Here is a 21,738-nt window from a genome sequence, read left to right as displayed (position 1 = left end):
CATCGCCCACCGACAGTCCCGGGCGAGCGCGCGAACCTGCGAGGATGGCGGCGTGGCCGAGGACGAGCGCGAACAGGTGTGGAGTGCGACCGTCGATCATCTGCGCACGATGATCGATTCGGGCAGGCTCCCCGCCGGGTCGAGGTTGCCCGCCGAACGCACGCTCTGCGAACAGCTCGGGATCAGCCGCGGTTCGCTGCGGCAGGCGTTGCGGGTGCTGGATTCCATCGGTTACGTGCAGGTGCGGCCCGGTTCGGGCACGTATGTCCGCGAGAAGATCGACGAACAACCCCTGCGCGGCTGGTTCTCCGAGCACGAGCAACTGGTCGAGAAGCTGTTCGACCTGCGGACCACCGTCGAGCCGACGCTGGCCGAGCGGCTCGCGCTCGAGCACACGCCGCGGGTGCTCGCCCGGCTGGAAAGCACCGTCGACGAGATGGACCAGGCCGCGGCCGACGGCGACATGTTGCGCGTGATCGCGGCCGACGCCGAATTCCACCGGGTGATCGCGGGCAACGCCGGCAACGACGACGTCACCGATCTGCTGCGTTCGGTGCTCTCGCTGGTCGGTGAGGAGCGGCGCGCGGCGCTGCGGCTTCCGGGGCAGATCCGGAAGGCCGTCGACGAGCATCGCGCGATCCTCGAGGCGATCCGCCGTTCGGACGCCGCGGCCGCGCGGGAGATCACCTTGCGGCATCTGCTCGACGCCAAGACCTACGTCCACGACTACACGGCCAGGGATTGACCTTCGGAACGCGAAGTGGCGTGCCTGGGTCGTGAGGATTGCGGCACCCGGGGCGAGCTGAAAGGCCCCTTCCTTTACGAACCTGCGATTCAAGCCACTGCCGTAGGCACCTTGATGGCGCGACCGGCTTTTCACGAGTATTATTTTCAGAAGTTTGTGAAACTTCTGACGGGGGTGTGCGATGGAGCGGGTCCGGTTCACCGAAGAGAAGGCGACTATGCTGGCCACGCTGTACGGCCGGGCGCTCGACGCCCGCGGCGTCCGGCCGATCCTCGGCGACAAGGCCGCCGACGAGGCCGTCAAGCAGATCGACTACGACTTCGGTTCACTGGGCGTCACCGCCGACATGGGCTTGACCGTCGCGATGCGGGCCAAGCCGATGGACGACTGGGCCTCGGAGTTCCTGAAGGAACACCCGGACGCGACCGTCGTCCAGCTCGGCTGCGGCATGGACAGCCGCGTGTACCGCGTCGACCCGCCGCCCTCGGTTCGCTGGTTCGATGTCGACTATCCCGAGGTCGTCGACCTGCGCGCCCGGATCTACCCCGAACGGGACGGATACCGGACCATCGGCTCGTCCGTGACGGACTTCGGCTGGGTCGACGAGATCCCGTCGGACAAACCCGGTCTGGTGATCGCGGAAGGGCTGACGATGTACCTGCGCCCGTCCGAAGGCGAGGAATTGCTGCGGCGGCTGATCGCGCACTTCCCCCAGGGCGGCGAAATGGTCTTCGACACGTTCAGCAGGCTGGGGATCAAACTGCAGAAGCTGAATCCGGTGGTTCGCAAGGCCAAGGCGACGCTGCACTGGGGCATAGACGAGATCTCCGAACTGGAACGGCTCGGGCTGACGCTGGTCTCGAAACTCGACGCGACGGATTACGCGACGCCCGAGGTGAAGGAGCGGATCTCCGGGCCGATGCGGGCACAGTTGTGGCTCGTGGGGTTGTTCCCGGCGTTCAAGAAAATGGGGCGGATCCTGCGGTTCAGGTTCGGCAAAGCCTCGTGACGGGGTTGAGTGTCCACAAGGGACAGTTTCCGCACGGGAGGGTGCGCGATTTGCGCCATCTCCCGAGGGATTCGTGAGGGTTAGGGGCGTTCCAACGGAAGGCCACGCAGCTTGAGTGGGTCACCCCGTTGAACTGCGCTTCTTGTCGGTGAGCGACAGCTCGCGCTCCTCAGCTCATGGTGTCCATTGTTGACTGTTGCTGGTCGTGGAGGCCTCCTGCCACTCTGAAGGCAGGGAAGGAGCCTTCGCCACCCTCAGATGTACTCCCTGGTGACAGTGGGACGGCTGTGACGCCAGCGTCAGGCTTCGAAGTCACCCACAGGACACCTGCCTTACTCCTCGATAACCCTTTTGATCACGCCGCCCAAGTCACGTCGGCAACGACAGGAGTAAGATCAAGCTGCATGGCATTGCGTTAGCACGACACTGACCACTTGTGCCCACTAACGAAACCGCATATAGGCATCGAGTGGGCATTCAGCCGCGTCCTTTGTGGAACCCAGGGTGACCGGCTGACACGCAGGTCTCGTGGATCCAGCCGGACCCGACCGCCCGCGGAACCAGGTGAGGTCCCGGCCGGACGGTACGAGCCGGTCAGCGTGACTGGAGCACCCGCTCGACGAACCCGTGCAGTTTGTCCTCCAGCCGGGACACCCGCTCCTCCAGCGTCAAGGACTCGAACGGCTGCGGCACGTCCGGCTTCAGTTCGCCGCGGACGTACTGGCTGCACGCGAGGTTCGCGCACGCGTAGATGCCGAGCGTGTTGCCTTCGCGCCCGAGCTTCCCGGCGCGGCGGCCGGAGAACAGCGCGATGTCGGACAGCGGATGTGTCGTCGTGCACAGGCCGCACATGTTGCTCAGCAGGACACGGCCCTTCGGCCGGGGTGCGGCGCGAAGGGACAGTCCGACGATTTCCCCGCCGTACGGCAGCACGAGATACGCCCGGGAAGCGGCCTTCGGATCGCGCCAACCCAGGAATTCCCTGTTCTCCCAGGGAATTTCCTCGGGCCGGGCGGGTAGCGTGACGCCCTTGGCCTCACCACGCGTGCAGTTCACGAAAGACGCCCTGATCTCGTCCTGGCCCAGCGGTTCCATACCGGCACGGTAGCCAGCGCACGCGAGAACTGGCGAACCGTTTTCCGCCGGAGGTCATACGATCACCGGGTGCGTGGGAAGACGATGTCGAGCCGGTTCCGGCTGGTGCTCAGGACCAGTCTGGGGTTCGCCGCGCTCGGCGTCGGGTCCAGTGTGTGCGGTGCCGGTGTCGTGGCGTTGCTGCTGCTGGTGCAGGGCCTGCCGAGCGAGGTCGGTGACCGTGGCTGGATCCTCGGGGTCACCGCGGCCGGCATCGTGGTGCTGTCGCTGGTGGTCGGCACCGTGTGGACGGCTTGGCTCCAGCGGCGCACGGCGGTCTGGTTCGTCTTCGGCCGCCCGCCGACGAGGGCCGAGGCCGAGCGGGCGCTGCGGCTCCCGGTCGACATGGGGATCGTGAGCGGGACACTCTGGCTGATCGGCACGATCGTGCTCGGCGCGCTCGCGCGGGTGCTCGGGTCCTGGCTGGACGCGCTCGGGATGGCGCTGGTCATCGGGCTCGGCGGGCTGACCACGGTCGGCCTCACCTATCTCGCCGCGGAATGGGTCGCCCGGCCGGTGATGACGATCGCGCTCAAGGTGACCCCGCCGAAGGGGACGCTCCGGGTCACCGTGCGCACCAGGGTGGTCGTCACCTGGGCGCTGGCGAGCGGGGTGCCGTTCCTCGGGGTGCTGCTGGTGGCCGCCCCGCCGGACCTCGGCCAGGGCGACCACGTCGCGAGCTTGATCCTGCTTTCGGCGATCGGGCTGGGCGTCGGCGCGATCGGGACGGGGTTGCTCGCGAAGGCCGTCGCGACGCCGTTGCACCGGCTGCGGATGGCGCTCGACGAGATCGCGCGCGGCAACAAGGACATCGTGGTCGACGTCGACGACTCCAGCGAGATCGGCCTGTTGCAGTCCTCCGTCAACGACTTGGCCGCCGGGCTCCGTGAGCAGGAGCGGATGCGGGATCTGTTCGGCAGGCATGTCGGGGACGAGGTCGCGCGGCACGCGCTCGAGTACGGCGCCTCCCTTTCCGGTGACGTGCGTGAGGTGACGGCCCTGTTCGTCGACGTCGTCGATTCGACGGCCTTGGCGAGCCGCACCCCGCCGGAGGACCTGGTCAAGATGCTCAACCGGTTCTTCGCCGGCGTGGTGAACGCGGTCGGGGCGCGGGGCGGGCTGGTCAACAAGTTCCAGGGTGACGCCGCGCTCTGCGTCTTCGGCGCCCCGACGCGGCTCGCGGACGCGCCGACGGCGGCGCTGTCGGCCGCGCGGGCGATCCGGGACGCCGTCCGGGAGACCGGCGAGCTGGACCTCGGCATCGGCGTCGCGAGCGGGCGGGTCTTCGCCGGTCAGCTGGGCACCAGCAGCCGGTTCGAGTACACCGTCATCGGTGACGCGGTGAACGAGGCCGCGCGCCTGACCGAGTACGCGAAAGCCGCCGACGGCCGGGTCCTGGCGAGCGAGGGGGTGCTCAAGGCGGCGCTGGAAAGCGAGCGCACGCACTGGGAGCCGTATGCGGAACTCGAGCTGCGCGGGCGCCGGGAGCCGACGTCCGCCTGGGAGGTGAGCGTGCTCAGCCCGGAATGACGTCCGGCCAGCGCAGCAGCGTCGAACCCCAGGTGAGCCCGGCGCCGAAGGCCCCCATCACGACGCGGTGCCCCGGCTGGAGCGTCCCGTCCTTGACCGAGTCGGCCAACGCGATCGGGATCGACGCGGCGCTCGTGTTGCCCACCTTCTCGATGTTGGACACCATCACGTCTTCGGCGAGGCCGAGCTGTTTCGCGCAGGTCTGCAGGATCCGGATGTTCGCCTGGTGCCCGACGAACCGGTCGATGTCGCCGACCATCCAGCCCGCGGACGCCAGTACGGCGCGTGCCGATTCGGCCATCCGGGCACAGGCGTGCCGGAAGACGGTCTGGCCTCGCATCACCAGATAGTGGTCACGCGGGTCGTCCGAACGACGGTTCTTCGAACCGCCCGCCTCGACCCAGAGCAGCTCGGCGAGCTCGCCTTCGCTGTGCAGGTCGAACGGGCCGAGCGCGCCGAGCTCGTCGGCGTCGCCCGCACGCAGCAGGACCGCGCCCGCGCCGTCGCCGAAGATCGGCACCGTGCCGCGGTCTTCCGGGTCGACGAGCGAGGTGAAGACGTCGGCACCGATCACCAGCACACGCCGCGCGATGCCGGCGGCGATCAGCCCGGCGCCGGTGGCGAGCCCGTAGATGAACCCGCTGCACACGGCGTTGACGTCGAAGGCGGCGACGCCGTTCAGCCCGAGTTCGGTCGCGACCTGCGGCGCGCTGGCCGGGCACAGCTGATCGGCCGTGGACGTCGCGAGCACGACCGCGTCCGCGCCGCCTTCCCCCGCCGAGGCCAGCGCCCGGCGTCCCGCCTCGACCGCGAGGTCCACAGTGGACGTTCCGGGGTCGACGACGCGGCGTTCGGCGATGCCGGTCCGCGAGCGGATCCACTCATCGGAGGTGTCCAGCCGCTGGGCGATCTCCTCGTTGCCCACCACGCGCGGCGGCAGCCAAGAGCCGAGACCGGCGAGAACGGCCACCTGAGATGAGGGCACCAAGAAATCCTTCCGCGGGGAAATGAGAGGTCTGCCATTCACTTGTAAGCGCTACCATTCAGTAGACCCGCCAGTTGTGTTCCGGGTCACAATTCAAAGAATTCCCGGTTTTTCCCGCCGCGCCGTGCTTCACCTGCTTCGACCGCGACCGAGCAGGCAGGATGGGTGACAGGGCACACGGGCCACCCGTGCCACCTCGGCACCCGACCGGGCGAATCCAGCAGTGCGGACGCCACGGTCCGTGGCCGGAGAACCCCGCTGACCCCTCGAACGCGAGCCTCCGATGGGTGATCCACACCGCGTGGCGGCACGGCCGAAGATCAGGCGCCCGGAGGAGCCCCCCGGTTAGCCTGACCTGGTGCACACACCCGACCTCGACAGCCTGGACGTCGCCATCCTCGCCTGCTTGCAGTCCGACGCCCGCACGATCGCCGAGACCATCGGCGCGAAGGTGGGCCTGTCGGCGGCGGCCGTGCAGCGGCGGATCAAACGGCTGCGCGAGACCGGGGTGATCGAACGCGAGGTGGCGGTGCTGTCGCCGCGGGCGCTCGGGCTGTCGATGACGTTCGTGGTGATGGTCGAGATGGAACGGGAGAGCCTCGCGGTGCTCGACGGGTTCCGGCGGCAGGTGCTCTCGGACGACAACGTCCAGCAGTGCTACTACGTCACCGGCAACGCGGACTTCGTGCTCGTGGTGACCTGCCGGGACATGGCGGATTTCGAGGCGTTCACGCGGCGGATGTTCTTCGACAACCCGAACGTCCGGCACTTCACGACGTCGGTGGCGATGGACCGGGTCAAAACGGGATTGTCGCTGCCGCTGGAGCTGTGAGAACCACGTGGAGCGGAAGGGACTTTCCCACGTCGCCTGCGAGGAAGCGTCCTTCGATTTTCGCGTCCAAAAAGGATTTCCCGGTCTCGCCACCAGGAGTATCGACCCGAACGCGAGGGTCTGTGCCCGGCGTTACACCACTATGGACAGATGCAGCCGATAGCGTGAACGTCGGCGCGGTCGCGTCATCAGGCGTTCGCCAGGGCATCTCCTCCCCGAGACGAAAAGTTCGCGCCGCGCGAACCACGAGCACCGAGGAGTGGCCGTGCACACCGACGCAATTCACCAGAGCCAGTTCGTTCTGCTGAACAACAGCAGCACGCCCGTTCTCTCCCGCCTGTCCTTCCTCGCCGGCGAACCGTTCGCGGTGACCGTGTCGTTCCGGACCGAGCGCGGCCGGTGGGTCGAGTGGACCTTCGCGCGGGAACTGCTCGTCACCGGTCTCACCGACCCCGCCGGGCTCGGCGACGTCCGCGTCCGCCCCGACCTCTCCGAGGACGAGTCGCTGCTGACGCTCGAAATCGAGTCACCGGACGGCTACGCGTCGTTCGAGCTCGAGCGTGAGGACGTCGAGGCCTTCCTCGAGTCCACCTACGAGCTGGTCCCGCTCGGCGCCGAGAGCGAGCACTTCGACGTCGAAGCGCTGATCGAGGAGATCAGCAACGTCTGACACTTTCCCGCGGTACGAAGACGAAGGGCGGCCCGAGTGCACTGGAGGCACTCGGTCCGCCCTTCGTCCTGTGTTCCTGCTCCTGGGACGGCCCGGACCGAAGGTCAGCCGAGGACCAGGGAGGTCCCGGTCGCGGACAACGCCGGCCGGACCGGGAAGAAGTACGTCACCGAGCTGTTGCCGCCGGACAGCATGCCCTGTGCCTGGTTGCCCGCGATGAACGAGCCGCCGGAGTCACCCGCCTGCGAACGCACGTTGGTGGCGGTCATGCCGTAGACCGCGCCTTCGGCGTAGCGGACGGTCTGATTCTTGGCGCCGACCGTGCCGCAGGTCCAGCCGGTGGTCGAACCCGATTTGCAGACCGAGGCACCGGTGGCCGCCACGGTCGAACCGCTCACGCGGGTGCCGTTGTTGATGACGCCGCGCGGCACCCAGTTGCTGTTGACCCGGACGTGACCGTAGTCGTTGCCGGGGAAGCTGGCGCGGGCGAACGAGCCCATCGCGACCCGGTTGGAGCCGGTCACCGTGCCCGGGCCGCAGTGCCCGGCGGTGAGGAAGCCGCCGCCGACCGAGAAGCCGATCGAGCAGCGTGAAGAATTGTCGATGTAGTAGGCGTCACCGCCGCGGACGTCGTACTTCAGGGTCGGCACCGAGGCGGTCTCGACCACCGCGACGGCGGTCTTGTCCACCTTGGTCTTCTCCAGGTAGGAGTCGACGACGCCGCTCTTGCCCGGCAGGACGTTCACCGTCACGCGGTTGGTCCTGGTGTCGACGCCCCAGCCGGTGATCGCGCCGTCCGCCGCGCGCTCACCCGCGTTCAGTTTGTCCACAGTGGAATCAAGCTGGGCGGCCGAGAAGCGCACGAGTTCCGCTTCCGCACCGCTGGCGAGGACCTGACCCAGCTTCGCCGCGTCCGTGACGCCGACACGGAGCTTGCCGGTGGCTTCGTTGTAGCTGGCGCCGCCGAAGCTGCCGGCGAGCGTCGAGGCGAGCGACTGTTCGAGCGTGCCGGCGGCGGTCTCGCTCTGGATCCTGGCGAGTGCCTGGCCGGCGGTCAGGCCGAGGTCCCGTTGCAGGGCGGGAACCATTTCCTGGTTGAGCAGAGTGTCCGAAGATGGTGAGGACGCCGCCGCGGGGGTACCCGTGACGAGCGCGCCGGTGGCCAGTGCTGCCGTGGCGGCCACACCGAGGAGCTTCGTGATCTTCATGCTTCTCCCTCGTCATCACGCACGGCTCCGGTTCGCCATGCGATGGCCCTCCCCTGATGGGTGAGGGTTCTGGAGTCCGCCGAAGGCCGCAATCCGGGTCGGCGCCGGATAGGTATACCCATTCTTCGAAAGCCGAATTCCCTGCTCCACGGGCGGCCACCTACCGCGGGCACTCGGACGGACACGTCCGTAAGTAGGGTTTCGAGCGAATACCTTGCGTAGTCACCGTCACCCCCTGAACGTGGGATGACTCGCTGAATCGGGTGGATCGCCGATGTTTCGGGTGTCCGGTGATTTTTTCACCGGCGATCCGTCAGCCTGCCGGTGACGGTGCGTCCCCGAAGGGCCGCACAGGGTGCCCTTGGTGTCCGTGTTGGGTGGTTTACGACCGGGTAGGCAGTGCTTAGGCTCCGCAGGACAACGCACAAGATCGTGTCGGGCTCAGCGGGAACTCCCCACCGAGGAGCGCATGATGTGGCTTGCCACCCCTCGCCCGACCTCGGTTTCGGTCCGCGCCGGATCGACGGCACTCGTGGGCCGCGACGTCGAGGTCTCGGCGATAGTGAAGATCCTGCTGCGCCGTCCCGCCGCCGTGCTGATCGAAGGCGAACCCGGGATGGGCCGCAGCAGGTTGCTCGAAGAGCTGGCCGGACGCCGCGAGTTCGCGTCCGGCCGGGTGCTTTCGGGTGCCTGCCAGCAGATGCGCGAGCCGTTCCCGTTCGGGCCGGTGCTCGAAGCGCTGCGTTCGGTGGGTGACCGGCCGCTCGGCCCGCTCAGCCCGGTCGCCGGGGTGTTGAGACCCTTGCTGCCCGAACTCGCGGAAAGCCTTCCTCCCCGGCCGGAACCACTCGCCGACCCGTGCGCCGAACGGCACCGTCAGTTCCGCGCCGTCCGGGAGCTCCTGATCGCCTGCGGGCCCGCGCTCGTCCTGATCGACGACCTCCAGTGGGCCGACGAAGACACCCGTGACCTCATGCGGTTCCTCACCGCGGCCATGCCCGCCGAACTGGCCGTCGTAGCGGCCTATCGGACCGGTTCCCCTTCCGGGCACGGTGCCGGCATCCCGTTCCGCACGCGGGCGAACGTCCAGACCGCCAGGGTGACACTGGGCCCGCTCGACGTCGAGGCGGTCGGGAAGCTGGCGGAAGAACTACTGGACCTGCCGAGGGTTTCCGCGCCGTTCACCGCGAGACTCCACGAGAGCACCGCCGGGATCCCGTTCGTGGTCGAGGAGACCCTGCGGGCGCTGCGGGACGCCGCCGGACGGCTGCCGATCGGCGAGGTGCTCTCGGACCGGTTGCTGGAAAGCCTCGAAGTGCCCATCTCCCTGCGCGAAGCCATCACCGAGCGGCTCGACGCGCTGCCCGAACCCGCCGTCCGGCTGGCCCGCGCGGCGGCCGTGCTCGCCGTCCCGTCCGAGCCCGCGGTGATCGGCGGGCTCGCCTGCCTCGACGGCGAAACGCTCCGCTCGGCCCTGTTGTCCACTTTGGACGGAGGTGTCCTCGGAGAACTCGGTGGCGACCGCTACGGCTTCCGGCATCCGTTGGCTCGCAAGGCCGTCTACGACACGATAAGCGGTCCGGAGCGGACGCTGTTGCATTCGCGTGCGATCCAGGTGCTCACCGGTCAGCCGGTGCCGCCGCTGACCTTGCTGGCGAACCACTCGCGCGCGGCGGGGCGGACCGAACAATGGCGCCACTACGCGGAAGCCGCCGCCGACGAGGCCATCGCCCACGGCGACACGTCACGCGCGATCGACCTGCTCCAATCCGTACTGGCCGAGGCGGGCCTCGGTGAGGACGACATCGCCCGGCTGGCCACGAAACTCAGTCAGGTCGCGCTGCGCGGCTTCCGCCCGGACGTCGTCGAGACCCTGGAACGGATCCTCGAAGACCTCACCGACCTGCGGCCCAGCGTGCGCGGAACGATCCGGCTCAGCCTCGGGATGCTGCTCGTCCGCACCATCGGACGGCTTGCGCAGGGCCGGGTCGAGGTGGAGAAGGCGATCGCCGAACTGGCCGACGAGCCGGAACTGGCCGCCCGCGGGATCAACCTGCTCGCCCAGCCGATCGACGGGCTGACGCCGTTGTCCTGGCACGAGGTCTGGATGGACCGGGCCCGCGAGGCCTTCGACCGGATCGAAGACCCGGAACTGCGGCTCGCGCTCCTCGGTGATCGGATCTCCACCCAGGCGCATATCGGTGACGGATCGGCCTGGACCGAGTTCACCGAACTGGCGGAACAGGGCAACGTGGTCGACGGGGTCGCCGAACGGGTGCAACTGGCGCGGCTGTGGTGCAACCTCGCCGACGCGCAGTCCTGGGCGGGGCATCTGGTCAGGGCGGAAAAGCTGGTCACGGAAGGGATCCGGCGCGCGACCGACGCCGGCGCGCTCTACGCCGCCGGGCTCGCGCAGGGCACCCGGGTCCGGCTCGACTGGGTACGCGGCGACTGGTCCGGGCTCGCGGAGACCGCCGAACAGCTCCGCGACACCCATCCCGACCTCGGCCCGATCGTCATGGAGTGCTCGCTCGTCCTCGGCGGGCTGGCCGCCGTTCGTGGCGAATTCGCCGCCGCGCAACGCCATTTGACCGCGGCGAGCGTGCACGCCCCGGAACACGGGCCGATTCCCGTCGTCCTTTCGGCGGCCGGGGTCCTCGTCCGCGTGCTCCTCGCGACGGACGATGTCGACGGCGCGTGCGCGGCGGCCGACAACGCCGTCGCGGCGGCCCGGCGCAAGGGTGTCTGGGTGTGGGCGGCGGCGCTGGTGCCCGCCGCGGCCGAGGCCTACACGCGGGCCGGACGCTGGTCGGAGGCGGACGCCGTGGTCGAGGAATTCGCCCGCGGCAGCGAGGGCAAGGACTCACCGGTCTCCCGGGTCGCGCTGCTCGCCGGCCAGGCGATCCTGCTCGACGCGCGCGGCAAACATCCCGCCGCGGCAACGGTTTTCGACGAAGCGGCGGCGGGCTACGAAGCACTGCCGATGCCGTACCAGGCCATCGGCGCCCGGGAGCGGGCGGCGCTGTGCCGGCTCAACGCCGGTCGGCTCACCGCGGACCGGCTCGCCGCCGGTCAACCGACCGCCGGCGACCGCAAGGCCATCGAGGAGCTCACGGCGGCCGCGGAGGCCTACGAGCGGCTCGGTGCGACCAGGGACGCCGGCCGCTGCCGCCACCTGCTGCGGGAGCACGGTGCGTGGGCGCCTTCGCAGCGCGGACGGCGTGGCTACGGCCAGGAACTCTCGCCCCGTGAGCTCGAGGTGGCGCGCATGCTTTCCGACGGGCGCACGAATCGGGAAATCGCGGACGGTTTGTTCCTTTCGCCGCGTACGGTGGAACAGCACGTCGCCAAGGTGCTGCGCAAACTCGGTGCCCGTTCGCGGACGGACGTGGCCCGTCGGATGACGACTTACGCACCCGCGACGGCCGACCGCTGACTTCGGTCGCTATTCCTTTAAGGGCAAGAAAAGTGCCCATTCGGGCACTGTGATCCATTCCATCGGGTTCACCGGTGTTCGTATGGTTCCGTACAGTCATGCGCTGTGCTAGTTTGTTTTCGCCATCAACAAAGTCGGGGCCCGGCGCCCGCGAGGGAGTAGCGCAGAAGCATGGCTGAACGAGCCGATTTCGCGCTGGGGACGGTTGAGGCGACCGTGGTCGGGCAGGCTCTGGGCGTCGATGTCCGCCTGTTTCCGTTGCGCGTCCGCAACACTTCGATCGACCCGGCGCGGTACGCCGCCGTCATCCGGAAGGTCTACACCGATCTCGAACAGCGCCGCCTGTCGGTCAACGGTGAGCTGAACCAGGCCGTCCGCACCGCGTTCGCGTTGCTCGCGAACCACCGGATCACCGTTTCGATCAACGGGATCGACGGCATCGGCCAGGACATCGCCGTCCTCACCCTCACCGACGGCAGGCAGGCGCTCGGCATCACCCAGGCCCACGGGGAAGACCTCCTGCAGTTCGCGCTGTTCGCGGACGAAGAGCTGGTCGAGGTCCTCGCCGGGGTCTTGCCACGGATGCGCCCCGCGTCGACGGGCCGCCGCACCCTCGTGCACCGGGAAGAGCGCGCCGTCTCCGCGATGGCCGCGCGCCGTCAGGCGGAGGCGGAGTTCGACGAGGAGGAGACCGACGCGTTCGGCAACCTCCAGTTCACCGGCGTCGTCCGCGCCCGGCCGGAGTCCTCTTCCCCGCGCGACGACGAGAGCGACGTCGCCGTCCTGGAGCAGGTGCTGTCCGGAACCCGCCTCGGCGGCGGGCACATCATCGTGAGCGGGATCGGCCGTCGCGGCGAACGGCTCCGGTCGACGCCGCTGAGCTGGCTCGACACCGAGGACGGCCGGTACCTGGTCTGGACGGAGACCGACGAAGCCTCCGGCGCCGTGATCGGTCACTACGACCCGGCGAGTCAGCCGGGCGTGGCGAACGCGATCCGGACGGCCATCGCTGACATCTACTGACCCTCCTGAACCCGGCGAGAGGATCTTCCGTTGACCGAGGAAGCACAAGAACTGGAGCCGGCGGCCTGGGCCCCGGCGAAGACGCTCGCGGGCGCGCAGCTGAAGGCCATGGCGAAACAGGGCGGTTTCGCCGTCGACGAGAGCACCGGCGCGGAGATGATCCGGTCACTGCAAGGGGTGATCGACAGTCTCGAAGAGCGCTGGAGCGCGCTGACCAAGCTGCAGAAGACGCCGCCGATGAGTTCCACCGCGACCGCGCGCTGGGTGTCCCAGCACATGCACGGCACCGCGACGGACGCGCAGGGCCTGCTCACCCAGCTCGAGGCCGCCCGCGCCGAATTCCCGACCTACGTCGAGGCGATCGAACTCGCCAAGCGGAACTACCGGGAACGCGACGACGAGAACCAGCGCAATCTGACGCGGATCGACACCGAGTTCTAAGAGGAGAGACCCGTGACCGAAGCCGCGGAGAAGACCACGAAGGTCTCCGATCCGAAGTCCCCCGACTACAACCCGGACGACCCGTTCTACGACATCACGGCCGACTCGTCGTCCGCTTACTACGTCGGGCCGCTGGCCGACGAGGCCGCCTCCGGTGACGAGATCCGGGCCGGGGCCGCGGCCGGGACCGACCTGCTGTTCAACCTCCTCGGCTGGGGTGACAAAGCGCTCAACGGCTTCAAGGACGTCTTCACGCAGAAGATCTACGAAGGTCAGCTGGACAAGGCGCGCGAGGGTCTCGACAAGAACCTGGACCTTCGCAACCCCGGCACCCCGCCGTCCACGGTGTGGGCCAACGCCACCCACGAGCAGATGCAGGCCGCGATCGCGGACAACGCCGATTCGGCCGCGGTGGCCGAGACCTCCGAAGAGTGGATCCGGGCGGGCAACGACCTGGCCACGCACCAGCGCAACCTGGCGAAAGCGATCAACGCGAGCACCGGCAACTGGCAGGGCGAAGGCGGCGACGCGGCCCGCGAGCACCTCGCCGGTGTCGGCAAATGGCTCGGCTCGACCGCGAACGGCGCGACGCTGACCGGGCGGCAGCAGCAGATCCACTCGCAGACCCTCAACGAGACACAGAAGCTGATGGCGGCGAACCCGCCGGTGGCGTTCAGCGTGCAGGAGGCCAACGCCAACCTGCAGACGATCACCGACCCGCACCTGTACATGGCGCAGCTCGGGAAGGACCTCTCGACCTTCAAGAAGCAGCAGGACGCGCGGGACCAGGCCGCGAAGGTGATGACCGACTTCGACGGCACGGTCGGCTCGGCGATCGCCACCCCGGCGTTCCCCGCCCCGCCGAAGCTGCCGACGGCACAGGCGACCAGGCAATTGCAGGGCTCACCCGCCGGCGGTGGGGCGGGCTCACCCGCCCACACGCTTCGCGATCGAATGGCTCCCGAAGGCGCCGACGGCACGCAGCGGCACAGCCCGTCCAATGTGCGCTCCGACGGGACCATCGCCGCTTCGGTGGACGGGACCACCCAGGGTGGAACCGGTGGTCCCGGCAGCGTGTCGCCGTTCAACACGCCGAACGGCGGACCTGGCGGCAGCGGTCCCGGCGGTGGTCCCGGCGGTGGCTTCCCCGGCGGCGGTGGTCCCGGTGGCAGCGGTCCGGGCGGTGGCTTCCCCGGTGGGGGTGGTCCCGGCTCCAACCCGACCATGCCCAACATCGCCCTCCCGAACGGGCCGACCGGTGGCGAAAGCCACCGGCCCGCGGCGTCGGCGGGGCCCCACCTCCCGAACCTGCCCAAGATCGACGACAGCACGCGCACCACGGGCTACACACCGCCGTCCGTCACGCCGCCGTCGTTCACCCCGCCGAACATGCCCATCCCCGAGAGCGGCGGCGGGCCGCGCCCCGGTGGCGGTCTCCCGTTCACCCCGCCGAACATCCCGATCCCGAACGGGCCTACCGGCGGCGGGCCGAAACCGGTCATGCCGAACATCCCGAACGGGCCCACCGGCGGTGGACCGAAGCCGGTCATGCCGAACATCCCGCCGATGCCGCGGCCCGGTGGCATCGGTGAGCGGCTCGGTGGCCCCACGTTCCCGGACGGCAACTCGTACAAGGGCACGCCGTACAACCCGCCCAAGCTCGGCATGCCGAACCTCCCGAGCGGCGGCACCGGCGGCTTCGGTGGCGGGACCGGCGCGGGCGGTGCCGGCGCCGGCGGCAGTGGTCCCGGCGGTCCCGGCAGTGCCGGTGGTGCCGGCGGTCTCGGTGGTGCCGGCCGGGCGACGGGCTCGCTCGGTATGGGTGGCGCCGTCGGCGCGGGCGCGATGGACGCCGAGGCGGCCGCGGCCCGTGCGGCCGGTTCCGGCGGCAAGCCGGGTGCCCCCGGTGGCATGCCGATGGGCGGTATGGCGCCCGGTGCCGGCAAGGGACAGGGCCAGGAGGACAAGGAGCACAAGGTCGCCGACTACGTCGAATCCGACGACCCGTCCTTCTTCGCCGCCGACGAGATCGTGGCCCCGCCGGTGATCGGCGACTGGAAGAACAAGGACTGGAAGTGACGGCTTCGTTCGAGGTCGACCCGGACGACCTGACCGCGCACGCGAGCCATCTCGAAGGGCTCGTGGACCGGCTGAACACCGCGCACGGCGCGACCGGTTCGGCGATGTCGTCGGACGCGTACGGCCTGCTGTGCGCGTTCCTGCCACCGATCGTCAACCCGGCCGGCGAACGCGCGGCGGAGACGATCAAGGCCGCCGCGGAAGGCATCCAATCGACGGCGGACAACGTCCGCACCGCCGCGAAGTCCTATGTAGACGGTGACACCACCAACGCGGAACCGTTCAAAGCGGACTTCAAGGCCTTGGACATCGGAGGAAAGAAGTGACCGGCGGGAACGAGCTCGGCGAGCTCATGCTGGACCCCGACGAGGCCCAGCGCAGAATGGACCGATGGGCCGCGGGGCTGGAAGAAAAGGCCCAGCGCTACGCGGCCGCCCAAGAGCGGACGGAGCAGTTGCGGCTGACCGCGTCCAGCTCCGACGGCGCCGTCAAGATCACCGTCGGGGCGGACGGTGGCGTGACGGACATCGAGTTCGGGAACAAGGCCAGGACGTATCCGCTGGAGGAACTGTCGCGGCAGATCCTCCAGACCATGCACCAGGCGCAGGCCGGGATCGCGGGCCAGGTCGCCGAGGTCATGCAGGAATCGCTCGGCGACGAGGACCAGGAGACCAGGGCGCTGATGATCGGCACCCTGCGCAGCCGCTTCCCCGAGATCGAAGAGGAAGAGCCTCCGGCGCCGCCCGCTCCCCCGGCGCCGCCCGCCGACACCCCGCCTCCGCCGCCGGCGCCTCGCGAGAAGCGCCACGAAGCACCGGACGACGAAGAAAACTCACCCTGGTAGAACCCGCTCACGCGTGCTTGGGGGCGTAACTCGCTAGTTACGCCCCCAAGCACGCGAGTTACACCCCCAAGCACGCGAGTTACGCCCTCAAGCACGCGAGTTCGGCGTTGCGTCAGGCTGCCGCGAGCGAGACGACGCGGTTCCGGCCGCTGTTCTTCGCCTGGTAGAGCGCGGAGTCGGCGACGTGCAGCAGCCGCTCCAGCACGGTCCCGCCCGACGGGTAGACCGCGACGCCGATCGACACCGAAAGCCCGCGCACGACCCGTGGCCCCGAAGCGGTCGCGACCTCGACCTCGATCGCCATCACCGCCTGCCGGACCCGCTCGGCCACGGGGATCACCTCGGTCTCCGTCGCGCCGGGAAGCAGCACGACGAACTCTTCGCCGCCGAAGCGCCCGACGGAGTCGTAGTCGCGCACGTGCTCCGAGATCGTTTCCGCGACGACCTTGAGCACGACGTCGCCCGCGAGATGCCCGTAGACGTCGTTGACCTGCTTGAAGTGGTCGAGGTCGAGCATCAGCACCCCGAGCTTGCTCTTCGCCCTGGCCGCGGACGAAAGCTCCCGTTCGCCGAGCACATGCCACGCGTGCGCGGTCAGCACGCCGGTCTTGCCGTCGATGTTCGCCGCGATCTCCAGTTGCCGCACCAGCACACTGCGGTGCAGCACCAGCACGGGCAGCAGGACGAACGGGACGAGCGCGGGCGCGTGCACGACGCCCAGCGCGGTCGAGGTCCCGAGCACCAGGGTGGTGACCTCCAGCAGGTTGTCGTCGCCGGAGCCGAACAGCGATCGCGGCGACCGGCCTCCGGTGTGCAGGTACACCGAAAGCGCCACGACGAACGCGTTGGCCACGGTGAACACGGCCGCCGCCTCGACGATCTTCAGCGAACCGGCGAACCCGGCGGGCAGGCCGTTCCATCCGGAGACGATGGCGCCCGAAGCCAGGCAGGAGAGCACGATCGCCGCCGCGCAGTACACGACGCGGTAGGCCGGACGGTGGCTCATCCCCCGCCACACCCGGAGCCAAAGGTGCAGGTAGATGAGCAGCCCGAGGGCGAGCGCGAGCCCCGACGGCAGGACGAGCACCCCCGCGAACGTCCACACCGAAGTCATGTTGATATGCGGCCGGTCACAAAGCGTGCGCCGCAACCGTTCCACCGAACGCGAAAGCTCGGCCTGCAGGAAAGCCAGGCCGAGCAGTGCTCCAAAGCGGACGAATTCCGTACTCTCGTAGTTCGATCGGAGCAGGGCGACTACGGCGACTGCCGCCGCAAGTCCTTCCACCACAAGAAAAACCGTCGGCACGCCCCGTGGTCCGGACCATAGGTCCCAGTTTCGGACCCAGGTTCTCAGCCGCGTACCGGCCCCTTCTCCGACGAGTTCCTCATCCCCCATAATCATCGTCACCGGTCCCCCTTCCGTACGCGATTCAATGTATCCGAGGTAGTACTGAGGGTGGCTCGAGTCAATTCCGGAACACACAGATGGAGCAGTGGGAGGGAGGACCATCATGAACGGTCGCGAGGACTGATCCCACCGATTCAGCCGGTTCGGCTCCCGGCCGGGAGCCATACCTCGGGCCCGGTGGCGATGGTGCGTTTCCAGGCCATCGCCATCGGGCCCGCCGAGACGACGGCGACCGTCGCGGCCACCCCGACGGCCACGAACGGACCGGTCAACTGGGCGAGACCGCCCGCGAGCATGATCCCGATTCCTTGTACGGTCACCAAACTCGTCGAGGTCAGGCCCATCACCTGCGCCCGGACACCGTCCGGCACCGCGCGCGCCATCAGCGCCACGGCCTGCAGGTGGTACGGCGCCGCGAACGCACCGCTGAGCCCGATCAACGCGAGACAGACCGGCAGGGCCGGACGAAAGAAGACAAAGACCAGTGGAACGACGGATGCGATGGCGAGAATACCGACCATTCGCGTTTTCCGTCGCGCCGGAACCCATTTCATGAAGATCCACGATCCTATTACCGAACCCACCGGATCCGCCGCGAGAATGAGGCCGACCGCGAAACTCCCCGCCCCGAGCCCGACGGCGAGCGGCGCCGCGAGCCCTTCCGGCGCGATGGCGAACCCGGCGAGCATCTTCAACCCGAACAGCACCCGGATTCCCTTGCCCTGCCACAGTTCCCGGACACCTTCGCCACTGAAAGCCCGCGCCACCCGGCTTTTCACCGAAGATTCCGCGGTGGCGGGGCCCCGGCGACGGACCCCTGTGGACACGAGCAGGGCCGAGACCACAAAGGTCGCCGCGTCGATCACCAGTCCGCAGTAGGGCGTCACGAGCCCGATCACCAGCCCGCCACCGGCGAATCCGGCCAGCTGTGCCGTTTGGATGGTGATCGTGCGGACCGCGAGCCCGGCGACGTACCGCTCGCCTTCGAGGACGTCCGGGAGCAACGCGAGTTGTGCCGCCCGGAACGGACCACCCGCCATCGTCAGGATCACCAGCAGCCCGGCCAGCACCGGCAACGGCGTCCCCGGAACCGCCATCGACGCCGCGGTCGCCGCGCGCAGCAGGTCGCAGACGATCATCACCGTCCGCCGCGAATACCGGTCCGCCAGCCCGGCGAACAGGGTGCCACCGATCAGCGTCGGCAGATACGTCAATCCGTAGGTGAGTCCCGTCAGCCCCGCCGACGCCGTTCTTTCCCAGACCAGTACCGACAACGCGACCCTGGCCAGCTGGTCACCGGCCTGCGAAAACGCCTCGGCCGCCCACAACGCACGGAACTCGCCGACCGCGAAAGCGGCCTTGAACCCGGTGCTCCGAGCGAACTCCCCCTTCTTCATGAGCCCTCCCCTTGGCTCACGGTAGTCGATCACTTCCGCTGTGTCAGCGGCCATCCGGCTCACGACCGCCGTTGAAGTCCACTGTGGATAGTCAGATTCGCGGCGCAGGCGAAGGTCTGGACGAGCGGAGGGGGCCGGTTCCCGTCGCCGGCGAGTTCCGGCTGGAACAGCGTCGGCAGGAAGAACGGATGCTCCGGCGGTTCCGCGATCCGCGTGGCACCCTCGCCGTCGAATCCACTGAAGACGAGACCGTTCGCGGCCAACGTGTCCCGTTGCCGGGCGTCGAGACCGTACGAACAGTGGTACCGCTCAACGGAACGCTCCGCGTCGAAGATCCGCGCGGCCGGCGTTCCCGGCGTGACGTGGATGGCGTCCTCATGCCGACGAGCGCCGACGAGCGCCGACGTGCTTGCCGGCATGGGCGTGCTTTCCCCGTCCTCGCCGCGGGTGGTCCACCGCACCGGACTCGTGCACGGCGATCCCGGCGAGGGCGCCGCGCCGGCGGGTCAGCGGCCGTAGCTCAGCATTCCCTGCGCCATCTGCATCGCCAGCGAACTCGCCACGACGGGGTCCAGCATGCTCCGGAGGTCGTCCGTGGCCTTGTCGCCCGATCCGAGGTCGGAGCGCGGCTGCTCCGGCGGCTTGGTCCCGGCGGGCGGCAGGGCCACGACCCGTTCCTTGACGGGTTTCTTCTTCGTCGCGGGCGCCTGCTGTTTCACGGTGACCGGGACGTAAACGGTCACCGGGGCCGCCTGCGGCGCGGGCTGCGCGACGGGCGGTGGCTGGGTCGCCACGGCGGGCAGTGGCGGCTCGGGCAAGGCGGTGTCCTCGACCGTCCCGAGGGTGGACGTGCCGGCGAACCAGCCGAGCACGAGCAGCGCCACCCCCGCTCCGCCGACCAGCCAGGACCGGGCGCGACGGTGGATGACGACGGCCTTGGGCCGGAGATCCTTGTCCACGACCGGTTCGCAGACCGGGGGCCGCACCGGCATCGGCTCGGGCTCCGGTTCGTTTTCCGGGCTGCGCCGCCGCTTCGGCAGGCTCGCCGCGATGATCCCCGTCCGGTCCAGGAGTTCAACGGTCTCGACGGGCGCGGAGAACGCGGCGTCGGTCGACGGACGGCGCTGGGCGGCGCGCGGCATGGGGACCTCCGGAAGGGGAATCACGAACGAGAGCATTGTGGTGCATTTCCGACGCCGCCGTAAGTAACGCACCCCGATCGAGTTATGCCGAGCCGTCCGGAGCACGGAGGGTTACTCCGTTCAGAGTCGCTTCATCCCCAGCCGCCCCAACAGGGCGAGCGGCCGCTGGTAAAAAGAGCCGAGCACGCGCGGAATCGCGTCGATGGCATACGCGTCCGGCCCGATCAGGATGCGCGCCGTCCCCCGTTCGATACCACGCACGATGGTCCGCGCGGCCTTCTCCGGCGTCGTCCTCGCGATCTTTTCGAATCCCTCGGCCGCTTTGTCGATGTCCCGGTCGACGCCACCCCGCGCGTCGCGGGCGATGTTCGTCTTGATCCCACCCGGATGCACGCAGCTGACCTTGACCGGATGACGGGCGATCAGCATCTCCTGCCGCAGCGCCTCGGTGAACCCCCGCACCCCGAACTTCGCCGCGTTGTAGGCACTCTGCGTGGGCACGCCGATGAAGCCGAACACACTCGAAAGGTTGACGATGTGCCCGTCACCCGAAGCGATCACTTGCGGCAGAAAGGCTTTCGTACCGTTGACCACGCCGCCGAGGTTGATCCCCATCAGCCAGTCGTAGTCTTTCCAGGTCATTTCCTCGACCGTGGCCCCGAGCGCGACCCCGGCGTTGTTCACCACGACGTTGGCGCCCCCGAAATCGACGGCGACCTCCTCGGCGTGCGCGAGGACGGCGTCACGGTCGGCGACGTCGAGCGCGTACGCCTTCGCGGTCACGCCCGCCTTCTCGCACTCCGCGACGGTGCCCGCCGCACGGACGGCGTCGACGTCGGAAAGCGCCAGCCTGGCCCCTCGTCCCGCCAGCTCGATCGCGAGCGCCTTGCCGATTCCCGAGCCCGCGCCCGTGATCACCACGACCTTGTCCGTGAACGACCTCATGCCCGCTCCCAACCGTTCGATGTGTTACCCGAGGTAACACATACTACGGCTGTGAGCTTGCTGTGCGTTGATCGATTCGGGCTGTGTTCGTGCGCCGCTTATGGTGATCTGTGACCGGACAGCCGTGGAGGAGCGAAGGGAAGACGATGCGCCGCGCCCTGTTGCTCGTGCTCTGTGTCGTTCTGTCCGGTTGCTCCGCCGCCTCGCAGCCTGTCGCGACCGACGCCGGCGACACCGCCGCGACGGTGGCCGCCACCCCCGTCGCCACGCGGACCAACCCGGCGATCGGCGCGCTCTTCATCGACGGGTCGCATTTCTGCACGGCCAGCGTCGTCCACAGTGTTCCCGGCGACCTCCTGCTCACGGCGGCACATTGCCTCCACGACGGCGAAGGCGGCGAGTACGCGACGGGGATCTCCTTCGCGCCCGGCTACCACGACGGCATCGCACCATACGGCTATTGGGACGTCTCCGATCCCCAGGTCCCGGAGGGATGGGCCGATTCGTCCGATCCGGACCTCGACGTCGGCTTCGCGACCGCGCATCAGGCCGGCAACACGAAGACCCTCGAAAGCGTCACCGGCGCGAACACTCTCTTGACGGGCGGCGGGTTCGCCCACTCGATCACCCTGACCGGGTATCCCGACGAACGCGAGGTGCCGGTCGTCTGTCACGGCAGCAGCAGCCAGGCCGACACCTACCAGCTGCGCGTCGGCTGCCCCGGCTTCACCACCGGCACCAGCGGCGGCCCGTGGGTGGTGGACCCCGACCCGGCGACCGAACTCGGCACCGTCGTCGGCGTGATCGGCGGCTACCTTTACGGCGGGGACGATCCGGACACGTCCTACAGCAGCTACTTCGACACCGACGTCGCCACCCTGTACCGGAAGATGGACGCACGGGGATGATC

Annotated in this window: 20 protein-coding genes; 12 read left to right on the top strand and 8 right to left on the bottom strand. The window is 69.0% G+C overall.

The window, feature by feature from the left end; genetic code table 11:
• The first annotated feature begins 52 nt into the window (after positions 1–52).
• Positions 53–745, top strand: a complete 693-nt coding sequence (locus P3102_RS01390; protein WP_276365870.1) for a FadR/GntR family transcriptional regulator — start codon at positions 53–55, stop codon at positions 743–745.
• A 181-nt stretch (positions 746–926) separates the two neighbouring features.
• The gene (locus P3102_RS01385; RefSeq protein ID WP_276365868.1) at positions 927–1,754 is read left to right on the top strand and encodes a class I SAM-dependent methyltransferase; all 828 of its coding nucleotides are present in this window, start codon (positions 927–929) and stop codon (positions 1,752–1,754) included.
• A 594-nt stretch (positions 1,755–2,348) separates the two neighbouring features.
• On the opposite strand, the gene P3102_RS01380 is transcribed toward P3102_RS01385, so the two are convergent.
• Positions 2,349–2,849, bottom strand: coding sequence for an FBP domain-containing protein (locus tag P3102_RS01380; RefSeq protein ID WP_276365867.1), 501 nt, complete (start codon positions 2,847–2,849; stop codon positions 2,349–2,351).
• Between the two features lie 84 nt (positions 2,850–2,933).
• On the opposite strand from P3102_RS01380, the gene P3102_RS01375 reads away from it, so the two are divergent.
• Positions 2,934–4,418: an adenylate/guanylate cyclase domain-containing protein gene (locus P3102_RS01375; protein ID WP_276371579.1), complete on the top strand. Its 1,485-nt coding sequence runs from the start codon at positions 2,934–2,936 to the stop codon at positions 4,416–4,418.
• On the opposite strand, the gene P3102_RS01370 is transcribed toward P3102_RS01375, so the two are convergent.
• The gene (locus tag P3102_RS01370) at positions 4,405–5,403 is read right to left on the bottom strand and encodes a beta-ketoacyl-ACP synthase III (protein ID WP_276365865.1); all 999 of its coding nucleotides are present in this window, start codon (positions 5,401–5,403) and stop codon (positions 4,405–4,407) included. The two genes, P3102_RS01375 and P3102_RS01370, sit on opposite strands and share 14 nt — an antisense overlap.
• Before the next feature lie 358 nt (positions 5,404–5,761).
• On the opposite strand from P3102_RS01370, the gene P3102_RS01365 reads away from it, so the two are divergent.
• Both P3102_RS01365 and P3102_RS01360 read left to right on the top strand, forming a co-directional pair.
• Positions 5,762–6,235: an Lrp/AsnC family transcriptional regulator gene (locus tag P3102_RS01365; RefSeq protein WP_276365864.1), complete on the top strand. Its 474-nt coding sequence runs from the start codon at positions 5,762–5,764 to the stop codon at positions 6,233–6,235.
• Positions 6,236–6,500: 265 nt separating this feature from the next.
• Entirely contained in the window at positions 6,501–6,905 is a 405-nt protein-coding gene (locus P3102_RS01360) for an SsgA family sporulation/cell division regulator (RefSeq protein WP_276365862.1), read from the top strand.
• A 104-nt stretch (positions 6,906–7,009) separates the two neighbouring features.
• Here the strand turns inward: P3102_RS01360 and P3102_RS01355 are convergent, their stop codons facing one another.
• Positions 7,010–8,113: a S1 family peptidase gene (locus tag P3102_RS01355; protein ID WP_276365860.1), complete on the bottom strand. Its 1,104-nt coding sequence runs from the start codon at positions 8,111–8,113 to the stop codon at positions 7,010–7,012.
• Between the two features lie 472 nt (positions 8,114–8,585).
• On the opposite strand from P3102_RS01355, the gene P3102_RS01350 reads away from it, so the two are divergent.
• From P3102_RS01350 to P3102_RS01325, 6 genes are all read left to right on the top strand, one after another.
• Positions 8,586–11,549: a LuxR family transcriptional regulator gene (locus P3102_RS01350; RefSeq protein WP_276365859.1), complete on the top strand. Its 2,964-nt coding sequence runs from the start codon at positions 8,586–8,588 to the stop codon at positions 11,547–11,549.
• A 171-nt stretch (positions 11,550–11,720) separates the two neighbouring features.
• Positions 11,721–12,572, top strand: a complete 852-nt coding sequence (locus tag P3102_RS01345) for an ESX secretion-associated protein EspG (protein WP_276365857.1) — start codon at positions 11,721–11,723, stop codon at positions 12,570–12,572.
• A 30-nt stretch (positions 12,573–12,602) separates the two neighbouring features.
• Positions 12,603–13,013 carry a hypothetical protein gene (locus P3102_RS01340; protein ID WP_276365856.1) on the top strand — a complete coding sequence of 137 codons (411 nt, stop codon included), beginning with the start codon at positions 12,603–12,605 and terminating at the stop codon, positions 13,011–13,013.
• A 12-nt stretch (positions 13,014–13,025) separates the two neighbouring features.
• Entirely contained in the window at positions 13,026–15,092 is a 2,067-nt protein-coding gene (locus P3102_RS01335; RefSeq protein ID WP_276365854.1) for a hypothetical protein, read from the top strand.
• The gene (locus P3102_RS01330) at positions 15,089–15,418 is read left to right on the top strand and encodes a type VII secretion target (RefSeq protein ID WP_276365853.1); all 330 of its coding nucleotides are present in this window, start codon (positions 15,089–15,091) and stop codon (positions 15,416–15,418) included. The genes P3102_RS01335 and P3102_RS01330 overlap by 4 nt, the downstream gene beginning before the upstream one ends.
• A complete protein-coding gene (locus P3102_RS01325) occupies positions 15,415–15,936 on the top strand; it encodes a YbaB/EbfC family nucleoid-associated protein (protein ID WP_276365851.1) in 522 nt (173 codons plus the stop codon). Before P3102_RS01330 ends, P3102_RS01325 begins: the two co-directional genes overlap by 4 nt.
• A gap of 112 nt (positions 15,937–16,048) precedes the next feature.
• Here the strand turns inward: P3102_RS01325 and P3102_RS01320 are convergent, their stop codons facing one another.
• The 5 genes from P3102_RS01320 to P3102_RS01300 all read right to left on the bottom strand — a co-directional run bounded on the left by P3102_RS01320 (position 16,049) and on the right by P3102_RS01300 (position 20,828).
• Positions 16,049–17,224, bottom strand: coding sequence for a GGDEF domain-containing protein (locus P3102_RS01320; RefSeq protein WP_276365850.1), 1,176 nt, complete (start codon positions 17,222–17,224; stop codon positions 16,049–16,051).
• A 254-nt stretch (positions 17,225–17,478) separates the two neighbouring features.
• Positions 17,479–18,741, bottom strand: coding sequence for an MFS transporter (locus P3102_RS01315; protein WP_276365848.1), 1,263 nt, complete (start codon positions 18,739–18,741; stop codon positions 17,479–17,481).
• 59 nt (positions 18,742–18,800) lie between these two features.
• The gene (locus P3102_RS01310; RefSeq protein WP_276365847.1) at positions 18,801–19,160 is read right to left on the bottom strand and encodes a hypothetical protein; all 360 of its coding nucleotides are present in this window, start codon (positions 19,158–19,160) and stop codon (positions 18,801–18,803) included.
• A gap of 87 nt (positions 19,161–19,247) precedes the next feature.
• Positions 19,248–19,919: a hypothetical protein gene (locus P3102_RS01305; protein WP_276365845.1), complete on the bottom strand. Its 672-nt coding sequence runs from the start codon at positions 19,917–19,919 to the stop codon at positions 19,248–19,250.
• A gap of 84 nt (positions 19,920–20,003) precedes the next feature.
• The gene (locus P3102_RS01300; protein ID WP_276365844.1) at positions 20,004–20,828 is read right to left on the bottom strand and encodes an SDR family NAD(P)-dependent oxidoreductase; all 825 of its coding nucleotides are present in this window, start codon (positions 20,826–20,828) and stop codon (positions 20,004–20,006) included.
• Between the two features lie 146 nt (positions 20,829–20,974).
• Here P3102_RS01300 and P3102_RS01295 point away from each other — a divergent pair, with 146 nt between their 5' ends.
• Positions 20,975–21,736 carry a serine protease gene (locus tag P3102_RS01295; RefSeq protein ID WP_276365842.1) on the top strand — a complete coding sequence of 254 codons (762 nt, stop codon included), beginning with the start codon at positions 20,975–20,977 and terminating at the stop codon, positions 21,734–21,736.
• The last annotated feature ends 2 nt before the right edge of the window (positions 21,737–21,738 follow it).

It is taken from the genome of Amycolatopsis sp. QT-25, from assembly GCF_029369745.1.
Classification (GTDB): domain Bacteria; phylum Actinomycetota; class Actinomycetes; order Mycobacteriales; family Pseudonocardiaceae; genus Amycolatopsis.
Note: the sequence above shows the minus strand (reverse complement) of the source record. Positions and strands in the feature narration are given on the sequence as shown.

Bases quoted from the DNA above. Each gene is read 5' to 3' on its own strand.
- P3102_RS01385 (WP_276365868.1), top strand. From the start codon at position 927: ATGGAGCGGGTCCGGTTCACCGAAGAGAAGGCGACTATGCTGGCCACG.
- P3102_RS01380 (WP_276365867.1), bottom strand. From the start codon at position 2,849: ATGGAACCGCTGGGCCAGGACGAGATCAGGGCGTCTTTCGTGAACTGC.
- P3102_RS01375 (WP_276371579.1), top strand. From the start codon at position 2,934: ATGTCGAGCCGGTTCCGGCTGGTGCTCAGGACCAGTCTGGGGTTCGCC.
- P3102_RS01355 (WP_276365860.1), bottom strand. From the start codon at position 8,113: ATGAAGATCACGAAGCTCCTCGGTGTGGCCGCCACGGCAGCACTGGCC.
- P3102_RS01350 (WP_276365859.1), top strand. From the start codon at position 8,586: ATGTGGCTTGCCACCCCTCGCCCGACCTCGGTTTCGGTCCGCGCCGGA.
- P3102_RS01345 (WP_276365857.1), top strand. From the start codon at position 11,721: ATGGCTGAACGAGCCGATTTCGCGCTGGGGACGGTTGAGGCGACCGTG.
- P3102_RS01315 (WP_276365848.1), bottom strand. From the start codon at position 18,741: ATGAAGAAGGGGGAGTTCGCTCGGAGCACCGGGTTCAAGGCCGCTTTC.
- P3102_RS01310 (WP_276365847.1), bottom strand. From the start codon at position 19,160: ATGCCGGCAAGCACGTCGGCGCTCGTCGGCGCTCGTCGGCATGAGGAC.
- P3102_RS01305 (WP_276365845.1), bottom strand. From the start codon at position 19,919: ATGCTCTCGTTCGTGATTCCCCTTCCGGAGGTCCCCATGCCGCGCGCC.
- P3102_RS01300 (WP_276365844.1), bottom strand. From the start codon at position 20,828: ATGAGGTCGTTCACGGACAAGGTCGTGGTGATCACGGGCGCGGGCTCG.
- P3102_RS01295 (WP_276365842.1), top strand. From the start codon at position 20,975: ATGCGCCGCGCCCTGTTGCTCGTGCTCTGTGTCGTTCTGTCCGGTTGC.